Source organism: Enhygromyxa salina, assembly GCF_002994615.1.
Lineage (GTDB): Bacteria > Myxococcota_A > Polyangia > Nannocystales > Nannocystaceae > Plesiocystis > Plesiocystis salina_A.
The window spans coordinates 56,470-66,313 of record NZ_PVNK01000234.1 but is presented as its reverse complement, the minus strand read 5'-3'; the positions used below and the strand labels follow the sequence as shown (position 1 = coordinate 66,313).

Below are 9,844 nucleotides of genomic sequence, written 5' to 3'. Positions count from 1 at the left end.
CTAGCAGCCCGGGGTGCAATGCCTCGCGCCGCCTCGCTTGGCCTCTTCGCCGATGGCTTTGTCGCCAAAACTTGCAGTACGCCCGGTACAGCGGCGTTTTGGCTTCGCGCCCTCGGCGAACATTCCGGCGCGAGGCGACACGATGCATTGCACCCCGGGCTGCTAGATTGGGCGAGCCTGGCTCGAGTTGGCGGCAGCTCGACGCGCGACCTCTTCGCCGAGCGCGGCCGTCTCTGCCGCCATCGAGGCCTCGAGCCGCGGGCCGTAGCGCTTGCGCACCATCGAGCGGAACGCCCCGCCGACCGTCAGCACCACGCGAAAGTCCGTCCCCCCGGCCCCGTCGTCGACGAGCTCCCGACAGCGAAGGCCGGTCGCGAAGCTCGTCGTTGGCCCGGCGTCACGCCAGCAAAAGCTGTGTGGTTCGTCGACGCTGACGACTCGATGCCACATCTCGCGGCGCTTGTCTCCGAGCACGACGGTGATGTCCACCCGCGCCCCGACCTCGGCCGGACCGGACGCCGACACCAGCCAGGGGTTCCAATCCGCGTAGTGTTCGAAGTCGACGAGGACGGCCCAGACCTGCTCGGGCGGCGCGTTGAAGTGGGCCTCGTGGGTCCACTCGACGACCTTCGGCGGTCGCGGGATCTTGCGGTCGCGGGCTGGATCGTAGCTCGGGTCGTGAGACGAAGCGTGGGCACACGAGAGCACGAACAGGGCAACGAGGCCGAAGAGGGCTGCGATCCAGGTCAGTCGCACGCCGACAACATAGCCGAAGCCAAGGGCTTCGGTGCCCCGCTCTGCGTCTGCGTCGTGATCGCGGACCGAACCACGCGGCCGCTGCCGCTGGTCACCCACGTTTTCGCAGCAGGCGCTTGAGGACCTTGCCAGTGCGACCCTTGGGCAGCTCGTCGACGAGGTGCATGACGGTCGGGACCTTGAAGTTGGCGATCCGCTCACGACAGAAGCGTTGCAGCTCAGCGACCCCGACATCGGCGCCTTCGGCGAGGACCACGTGGGCGTGCACCTGCTCGCCAAGGAAGGCGTCCTCGACACCGAACACGGCGATCTCGGCGACCGCGGGGTGCTGGTGGAGCACGCCCTCGACCTCGGCGGGATAGACCTTGAGCCCGCCGACGTTGATCATGTCCTTGAGCCGATCGACGAGGTAGAAGTAGCCATCGAGATCCATGCGGCCGGCGTCGCCGCTGTGAAGCCAGCCGTCGGCGTCGATCATCGCCCGGGTCTCGTCAGGGCGACGCCAGTAGCCGAGCATGACGTTCTCGCCGCGGATGAGGATCTCGCCGGTCTCGCCCGCGCTGAGGTCCGCGCCGGTCTCGACGTCGACGATCTTCATCTCGGTCCCCTCGATCGGTGTACCGATCGAGCCGAGCTTGTAGCGCTCGTTGTGGTTGTAGCTGGCGAAGGGCGAGGTCTCGGTCAGGCCGTAGCCCTGGTGCAGCGGGATCGAGAAGCGCTCGCGCCAGCGACGCTCGAGCTCGACCGGGAGGGTCGCGGCCGCGGAGAAGCAGTAGCGGATCGAGCCCAGCGACTCGAGCCGGTCGAGGAGCACCGCGAAGGTCGTCGGGATGCCGAAGAACATGGTGACCCCGGCCTCGGCGATGGTCGAGAGCACGCGCCTGGGCTCGAAGCGACGCATGAGCACGAGCGTGGCCCCAGCGTACAGCGAGGCGTTCATGACCGCGTTTTGGCCGAAGCAGTGAAACAGGGGCATGAACAGCAACAGGCGATCGTCCGGGCGAATGTCGAGGTAGCGTCGCTTGGCCCTGGTGTTGGAGATCACGTTGCCGTGGGACAGGGTCGCGCCCTTGGGGACCCCCGTCGTCCCCGAGCTGTAGACGATCGCGCAGGGGTCGTCCCAGGCCATCGGCTCGGCCCGGGCGGCGTCGGAGGCGGCAGCGAGCAGGCGCGGGAGGCCCTCGTCGGCGTCGACGGCCAGGCGGTGCTCGAGGCTGTCGAGCTCCGGTACCTGGGCGAGCAGCGCGGAGGTCGAGAGGATCGCCTTGGCCGTGCAGTCGCCGAGCAAGAACTCGAGCTCGGCCGGCTTCAGGGCCGGGCTGACCGAGACCGCGATCGCGCCGCGCTTTTGGATGCCGAGGTAGGCGATCACGAAGTCTGGGGTGTTGGGCAGGAGCAGGGCCACACGATCGCCCCGGCCGACGCCGAGCTCGCGCAGGGTGTTGGCGAGCCGGTTGACGCGGCGGTCGAGCTCGCCATAGCTGAGGGTCGCGCCCTCGAAGAGCACGGCGACGCGCTCGGGGTAGTCCCGGGCGCCGCGCTCGAGAGACTCGGCGACGTTGACCGTGCTTGGCGCGGGCGTGGCTGTGGGCGTGGGCGTGGGCGTGGGCGTGGGCGTGGGCGTGGGCGTCACGGCGCGCGCCCGGTCGATGTCGCGCAGGCTTGCGAGCGTGTCGGAGACCGCCGACGCGAGCAGCTCACCGTGGGCGAGATCCTCGGTGATCCGACGGATGTCCGCGTCGAGGACGCGCTCGTCGTCGTTGAACAAGAACGCGCGCTCGGGTCGGGCCGGGTTGTCGGTCAGCTCGCGCACGGCCCGGTAGGTAGCGAGTGTGGCGAGTGAGAGGCTCGCGCTCGCGTCGTAGTTGCCAGCCACGAGCTTGGTCCGCAGATCGACGGCCTGGACCGCGAACACCAGGCACATCGCGAGGTACTGCTGCAGCAGCTCGATCGATCGACGCGCGAGGTTGGCCGAGCCGAGGCCCTGGCTGTTGATGTTCTGGTTGAATTGCTCGGCGTGGGTCGGGAAGCGATCGGCGAGGGTGTTGCCGTAGTAGCCGAGCAACGGCATCAGCGAGTTCGCGCTCAGCTGCAGGCCCTTGAGGCCCATGTTGACCGAGCGCTCGGTGTTGCCGATGAGCGAGGCCGGCAGGCCCTTGCTGAATTCGGGCGCGACGAGCTGGGCGATCTGAACGTCGAGGTGCTTGGCGAGCAGCCCGAGGTAGTAGCGCAGCTGGTCCATCGCCACGCCGATGTACTGTCCGAGGAAGTTGCCGCCGTTGTAGGCGGCGTGGTTATCGGCGTCGATCAGCGGATTGTCAGTCACGCTGTTGATCTCGACCTCGACCTGCGCGCGGATGCAGGCCAGGCCGTCGACGATCGGGCCGAGGAACTGGGGCAGACAGCGCAGCGAGTAGCGATCCTGGATCAGCTCGCCCTCGCGGTACAGGTGGCGCCCGTGGACCTGGTCGAGGGACAGCTGGCTGCCGGAGAGGAGGTCGAACATGTGGTTCGCCGCCCAGCGCTGGCCCCGGTGAGGCTTGTGGCGGTGAATGAACGGGTGAAACGACTGGTTGGTGCCGCGCAGCGCCTGGATGAACAGCGCGTGGGCGTGCATGGCCACGGCAAGGAGGCGCTCGGCGTCGTGAACGACGGTGGCCGCGACCCCAGTCATGACGCTGGTCCCGTTCATCAGCGCCAGGCCCTCCTTGGGCTCGAGGGCCATGGGCTCGATGCCGAGGCGCGCGCCGAGGGTGCGCGCGCCGATCGTCTCGCCCTCGTGGTCGACGTGGAACGCATCGTCGAGGCCGGTGATCGAGCCAGCAATGTACGCGAGGGGTACGAGGTCGCCGCTGGCTCCAATGCTGCCGTGCTCGGGGACGTGCGGCGTGACGCCGCGGTTGAGGAAGTCGAGCAGGCGCTCGACGAGCTCCACGCGGATGCCCGAGATGCCCTGCGCCAGTGAGTTGGCCCGCAGCAACATCGCCGCGCGGACGTCGTCGAGCGCGAGGAGCCGACCGCTCCCGGTCTTGTGGTACCAGAGCATGTTGGTCTGCAGCGCGGCGGCCTCCTCGCGCGGGATCGGAACGTGGGCCATGCCGCCGAAGCCCGTCGTGACCCCATAGATCGGCTCTTGCTGCTCGACGGCGTCGCTGACCATGTCGCGGGAGGCCCGCATGCGCGCGCGGACGCCCGCAGCGTCGCTGAGCTCGGCTCGCGCACCCTTGCGACAAACACGAACGACGTCCTCGATGCTCAGGCCGGTGCCCTCGACCCGCACGCAGTCGGTATCTTTCACCAGCCCGTCCTCCTGGCGACCATCCGCGGGGCCTCGACCTTCTGCGCGGGCTTGGCCCGATCTGCGGTCTTGGCCTCGGAGCCCTTGCTGGCCTGGACCCGCCACAGCGACGCGTAGAGGCCCTTGTGCGCGAGCAGCTGCTCGTGGGTGCCGCTCTCCTGGATGCGGCCGCGCTCGATCACGACGATGCGATCGGCGTTGCGGATGCTGTCGAGGCGATGCGCGATCATGATGATCGTGCGGCCCTCGGCGATCCGGGCGATCGAGCGCTGCAGCGCGGCCTCGGTCTTGTTGTCGACCGCCGCCGTCGCTTCGTCAAGGACCAGAATCGGGGGGTCCTTGAGCAGCGCCCGCGCGATGCAGACGCGCTGACGCTGGCCACCAGACAGGCGCGCGCCTCGCTCTCCGATGCGCGTCTGGTAGCCCTCGGGCAGCGACTCGATGAACTCGGAGATCTCCGCGATCTCGGCCGCGCGCCGGATATCGTCGAGACTCGCGGACGGCCGCCCGAAGCGAATGTTGTCCTCGAGCGTGCCGGGGAACAGGTAGGGCTCCTGTCCGACGTAGCCGATCTGCGCGCGGAGGCTGCGGAGGGTCGGCTCGCGGATGTCACGGCTGTCGAGGGTCACCCTGCCTTCGTCGACGTCGTAAAAGCGCATCAGCAGCTTGGCGACGGTGCTCTTGCCCGACCCCGAGCTGCCAACAATCGCGGTGATACCCGGCTCGATGTCGAGGTCGAAGCCGTCGAGGACGGGCTCGTTGTTGGGGTAGGCGAAGCGGACCTGCTCGAAGCGCACGTGGCCCTGGCTGCGCTCGAGCAGCTCCTCGCCGCCGTCGATGACCTCGGTCTCGATCTCGAGGATCCCGAGGATCCGCTCGGCCGCAGCGTTGGCGCGGCGATGGAGGTTGGTGGTCTCGTCGATGCCGAACATCGACGCGATCAGCTGGGGGATCACGTAGAGGACGAGCGAGTAGAGGGGGCGGCTGATCTTGCCGACCGTGAGCAGGTAGCTCGCCTGGGTGACGGTTGTGGCCCAGCTGACGTAGAACAGGCCGCGCATGGTCCCCGAGTGGCTGTAGCGGGCCTCGAACGCGCGGCGGTTGGCCTCGATGAGCTCGCCGTTGAGCTCGCGCAGGCGCTCGACCTCGATCTCCTCGTTGGTGAAGCTCTTGATCGTCGCGATGCCAGAGAGGTTGTCCGTGAGCGCCTTGCTGAACTCGGCCTGGGCGCTCGCCGCCTCGCGGTAGACCGAGGCCGTGCGCGGCTTGAAGTAGCGTGAGGCGGCATAGATCAGCGGCAGCGAGACATTGGCGAGCAGACCGAGGGCCGGCGACACGCTGAACAGCAGCACGTTGCTGAGGGCCACGGCGGTCAGCTTCTTGACAATGTCCGTGTAGCCCTCCTCGTAGTAGCGGCGCAGCGCAGCGGCGTCTTCGACGATGATGCTCAGCAGCTGCCCGGTGCTCTGCGCGTCGATGTAGCTCAGGTCGAGGCGCTGGATGTGATCGAAGGCCATCAGCTTGACGCGATCCTCGAGCTCGGCAGCGAACTCGAGCCAGCGGCCCTTGTTGATGTACTCGAGCGAGAGGTCGAGGCCGAAGCCAGCGACGACCGTGCTGCCGAGCAGCACCAGTTGCTTGTTGACGCTCTCGATCCCCAGGCGGCTCAGGAGCGGGTTGCCTTCGTCACGCGCGGCGTTGGTCACGGCCGCGAGGGCGAGGTTGGGCGCAAACGCGCCCGCAGCCGCGAGCACGGCCGTGGCCGTCGCGCGCCGGAAGCTGCGGCGGTCAACCTCGATGCGCTCGAGCAAGCGCGCGACTGGGGCCTCCTGGGTCGAGCTCGGCGTCGGCGCGCGCGAAGAGCCGCCGGTCTGGCCGTCGGCCACCGTCGTGGGCGGGCGCGAGGCAGCGGCCGCACGCGGGCGAGGACGGACCAGGCCGAGGGCCTCGCCGAGCAGCTGAAAGACGTCGATACGAGCGCCAGGGACGTAGGTGACGAGCACGCCCGCGGTCGCAGGGTTGGCCCCGACCGACAGCACCTGGGGGTCGTGCTCGAGGTACTCGCTCACGGCCCGCGCGCGCCTGGGGTTGCGGTAGATCTGGGGGACGCGCCAGCGCTCTCGCCCGCGAGTGGCCGAGCGCAGCCGCAGGCTGCTCGAGTCTCCGAATTGAGGCATCAAGTCTCGGGATGGGTGAGGGAACGAAGTTGGGTGATGAGCTCGGCCTTGCGCATGCGCGTGCCGAGCTGGACACCGAGTTTGATGAGTGCGTCGCGGAGCTCGCTAACGGTCATGGTCTCGAGCTCGCGCTCGCCGGCCTCCGACCCGTCCACGCAGGCGTCGTGAGTCGCTCCAGTCTGAGCCTCGTCCTGATCCGTCGAGGGCTCGGCGCTCGCAGCGTTCTCGGGCTGGGGCGGCGCGCACGTCGAGGCCTCGCCAGCGCCGTGGGCGTCGACCCCGTGGTCGCTGGATGCGTCTGCGGACACGGTCGTGCCCGAGGAGTTTGCGGTCTGCCACTCGTCGAGGACCTCGGCATGGAGGTCCTCGAGCTCCTCGCTCACGAGCGACGCGAGCTCGAGGGCGTGGCGCTTGCCGAGGTAGTAGCCGGAGATGGCAGTCTTGGCGAGGGTTCGCAGGTGTGGGCGCAGGACGACACCGGCGGTCGCGCCGGCGGCAGCCCCAATCGCGGCGCCCGCGAGAAATGATGATATTTTGGCCATGGTCTGGGAGTCCTTGTGCTCAGATGAGACTTGCGATCTCGGGGTATCGAGCGAGCAGCCAGTCGTTGGCAACGCAGTCAATGGCGAGAACAACCCGCTCGCTCATCCCGAGGTTTGCGAGGGTGTGAACGTTGTCCGTGTCGAACAGGTAAGACCAGCCGACGTCCAGCTGGTACAGGTTGATGCGTCCCTCGCTGTCGGCCACCAGGTCGTCGAGCCAGCGCGTCAGCTTCTGTCGGCTGCCCGAGATCGTCGCCGATCCGCTGAGCCGTCGCGTGGCCTCGGTGTCCGGGAGCTCGCGCATGTCTGCGTAGGTCGTGACGACCATGAACGCGTCGTGCGGTGAGCGAATCGGTATCTGCATTCGGACCGTCCGCTCACCCTTGTCGTGGTCGGTGTGGAGCCCGTAGAGCGAGTTGGGCGGCCGCCGGAGCAAGCGCAGAGACATCACGTCGCACTCGAAGGAGTCGAGGATCGACTGGAAGTAGGGGCACGAAGCGAGACGATTCGCGAACGGGAGGTTGTTGTAGTGTCGGCGCGCAGGTTCACACAGCTGCTCGGGAGCGGGGAGCGAGAGCGCGTGTCCGAACACCCCCTCGCTCCAGTCCCAGCCCGCGCAGGCGGCCTCGAGATCGCGCTCGAGCAGAGCCAAGTCGTACTGATCGTAGCGATACAAGGGCGCATCCGCGTCGCCGTCGACAGGCTCGACGCGCTGGGCTCGGGCCCCCTCACTGTTGTCCGAGACACCGATCATCTTGACTCGTCCGATGCCGGAGGATACAGCAACACCGAGGAATGAGCGCTATGAACGACAAAGCTCCGAGTGGAATGACCCTGATATCCCTCACGGGCTCGGCTCTCCTCAGTCAGTGTATCCACGTGGTTGCACGACTCGGCGTCGCCGACCACTTGGCCGAGTCGGCCAAGACCTGTGACGAACTCGCGAAGTTGACCGGGTGTCAGCCCAAGCCGCTCTCGCGGATCATGCGCGCGCTCGTGAAGTTCGGTCTTTTCATGGTCGAGGACGGTCAGAAGTTCTCGCTCGGCCCGCTCGGGGCTCGCCTCCAGACGGAGCACCCGCGCTCGCTTCGACACTTTTGCATGCTCAACGGCGCCGAGTACTACCAGGCATACGGCGCGCTCGTGCATACCGCGAACACGGGACAGTCGGGCCTCCGGCACGTCTATGGAACCTCGCTCTACGAGCACATGGAGCGCAACCCCGAGACCGCTCGAGTCTACGACCTGGCGATGGACGAGATCAGCCGCGACGCCGCGGTCGACCTCGCGTCGAGCTACGACTACGAGGGTGTCCAGACCGTGGTCGACGTTGGCGGCGGCAGCGGGGTCGTCGTGCGGGCGATCTTGCGGGCGCACCCGCAGCTGCGGGGGTTGTGCGTCGATCGGCAGGACGTGTGTGAGCGGGCGGTGAAGACCATCGCCGCGTCGAGGGACGCCGAACTGCTCGAGCGCCTGAACTTCGTCGCCGGAGACTTCTTCGAGGAGCTCCCTCGCGGGGACCTCTACATTGTCAAGAACGTGCTCCACAACTGGAACGACGCCAGCTGTGTGCGCATCCTCGAGACGGTCCGGCGCGCCCTCGACGGAGGCGCCCTGCTGGTCGTCGAGCACCTGGTCGAAGACGACGAGCCGAGCCTCGATCGTCTGATGAACGCAGTCCTGCAGATGGCCATCTGCGAGGACGAGACCGACGCGCGCGACGAGGCCCGCATGCGCGCGATCATGCAAGAGGCCGGGTTCACCGTGCCCCGGATGGGTCAGCTCGGGACGGGGCACTACTGGTTCGAGGGCCGGCCTGCCTAGCGCGACGTACTGCAAGTTTTGGCGACAAAGCCCTCGGCGAAAAGACCAAGCGAGGCGGCGCGAGGCATTGCACCACGGGCTGCTAGCGCGACTCGCTACTCGTAGCTCGGCGCTTCCATTCGACGAGGTGAAGCGTGTCCGGCAAGAGATACTGACAAGGGAGGATCCTCGGCGTGAGCCCGGGACCGGCGAGCGCCCGCAGCCTGGCCTCGCTGCGGACGTGGTAGCTCAGGGGAAGGGCTCCCCACTTGGCGGCGAACAGCTCGACGAGCGCCTGCTTGGGGGCGACAGCGGTGAGCGCCTCGGTCATGGCCGCGACGTCGACGAGGCCGGTGTCGACATCGAAGAAGCCCTCCGACAGCGAGAAGAACAGCCGATCCACGACCCACTCGTCGAACAGGCGCAGCGACTGGTAGCGCTCGAGGAGAGCGGCCGGGTCGACGGCCTGCCGCTCGCGGACGATGTGCATGCGCAGGCACAGGCTGCCGCCGGGCCGGAGCACGCGCCGAAGCTCGACAAATAGCGGTCCGAGGACCTCGTCTGGAAGAATCCGCACGATCAGATCGCCGAGGATCAGGTCGTGGCTGTCGTCGGCGCAGCCCTCGAGCCACGCGAGCCAGTCAGACTCGTGGAAGGTCTCCAGCGAGGTGTCGCGGCAGCGCGCCGACATGACCCGGTACATCGACGCGGACTGCTCCACGACGGCGGTGGGGAGCCGGACTTCCGACATGAGATCGCGTAGCTCGGGTGTCGAGCCCAAGATCGCGGCTCGACCGCCGACGTGGGCCGCGATGAGCTCGGCAAACTGTGCACGCTCGCGAACAGTAGGACGCCAGGGAGGAAAGGTGTCCCCCCAGCGCTCGTCGTCGACTCGGTCCCAAAATTGCCGAGCCGCATCGGGGCTGGCAGAGCCAGACACGTCGGACCCAGCCACTCGCGGGTCAGGTGGCAGGAGCTTCGCTCCCGCCCGCAGCGTCTCCATCGTGGTCGCTGCCCACGAGGTTGCCCTCGACGTCGTCGAGCTCCTCGGTGGCCTCTTCGGCGAGCGTGTTGATCTCGTGCTTGGCTTCGTTGACGAGATCCTTGATCGTGCGCTGAAGCTTGATGGAGTGGCGGATCGTCCCCTTGACGACTGTCTTGGTGGTCCAGCCAGCAGCGGCGAGAAGCTCACGGGTCAAGAACCCGACGACGAGGGCTCCGGCGGGGGACTTCGCGACTTTAATAACAGCGGCTTTCATGATCGATCA

At 67.7% G+C, this 9,844-nt stretch carries 8 protein-coding genes; 1 reads left to right on the top strand and 7 read right to left on the bottom strand.

Annotated features, from left to right (window positions below; all coding sequences use genetic code 11):
* Positions 1–162: 162 nt before the first annotated feature.
* From ENSA5_RS27280 to ENSA5_RS27260, 5 genes are all read right to left on the bottom strand, one after another.
* The gene (locus tag ENSA5_RS27280; protein WP_181198194.1) at positions 163–756 is read right to left on the bottom strand and encodes an SRPBCC domain-containing protein; all 594 of its coding nucleotides are present in this window, start codon (positions 754–756) and stop codon (positions 163–165) included.
* Between the two features lie 91 nt (positions 757–847).
* Complete coding sequence (locus tag ENSA5_RS27275) at positions 848–4,054, bottom strand: aromatic amino acid lyase (protein ID WP_219906873.1); 3,207 nt, start codon at positions 4,052–4,054, stop codon at positions 848–850.
* Positions 4,051–6,231, bottom strand: coding sequence for an ABC transporter ATP-binding protein (locus tag ENSA5_RS27270; RefSeq protein WP_106394620.1), 2,181 nt, complete (start codon positions 6,229–6,231; stop codon positions 4,051–4,053). The genes ENSA5_RS27275 and ENSA5_RS27270 overlap by 4 nt, the downstream gene beginning before the upstream one ends.
* On the bottom strand, positions 6,231–6,773 hold the full coding sequence (locus ENSA5_RS27265) for a Rho termination factor N-terminal domain-containing protein (RefSeq protein WP_106394619.1): 543 nt from the start codon (positions 6,771–6,773) through the stop codon (positions 6,231–6,233). Before ENSA5_RS27265 ends, ENSA5_RS27270 begins: the two co-directional genes overlap by 1 nt.
* Before the next feature lie 19 nt (positions 6,774–6,792).
* Entirely contained in the window at positions 6,793–7,527 is a 735-nt protein-coding gene (locus ENSA5_RS27260; protein WP_106394618.1) for a hypothetical protein, read from the bottom strand.
* Positions 7,528–7,568: 41 nt separating this feature from the next.
* Between ENSA5_RS27260 and ENSA5_RS27255 the strand changes: the two genes are divergently transcribed.
* On the top strand, positions 7,569–8,597 hold the full coding sequence (locus tag ENSA5_RS27255) for a methyltransferase (RefSeq protein ID WP_106394617.1): 1,029 nt from the start codon (positions 7,569–7,571) through the stop codon (positions 8,595–8,597).
* 82 nt (positions 8,598–8,679) lie between these two features.
* Here the strand turns inward: ENSA5_RS27255 and ENSA5_RS27250 are convergent, their stop codons facing one another.
* Positions 8,680–9,327 carry a class I SAM-dependent methyltransferase gene (locus ENSA5_RS27250; RefSeq protein WP_106394616.1) on the bottom strand — a complete coding sequence of 216 codons (648 nt, stop codon included), beginning with the start codon at positions 9,325–9,327 and terminating at the stop codon, positions 8,680–8,682.
* A gap of 211 nt (positions 9,328–9,538) precedes the next feature.
* Positions 9,539–9,835 carry a hypothetical protein gene (locus ENSA5_RS27245; RefSeq protein ID WP_146156172.1) on the bottom strand — a complete coding sequence of 99 codons (297 nt, stop codon included), beginning with the start codon at positions 9,833–9,835 and terminating at the stop codon, positions 9,539–9,541.
* Between the last annotated feature and the right edge of the window lie 9 nt (positions 9,836–9,844).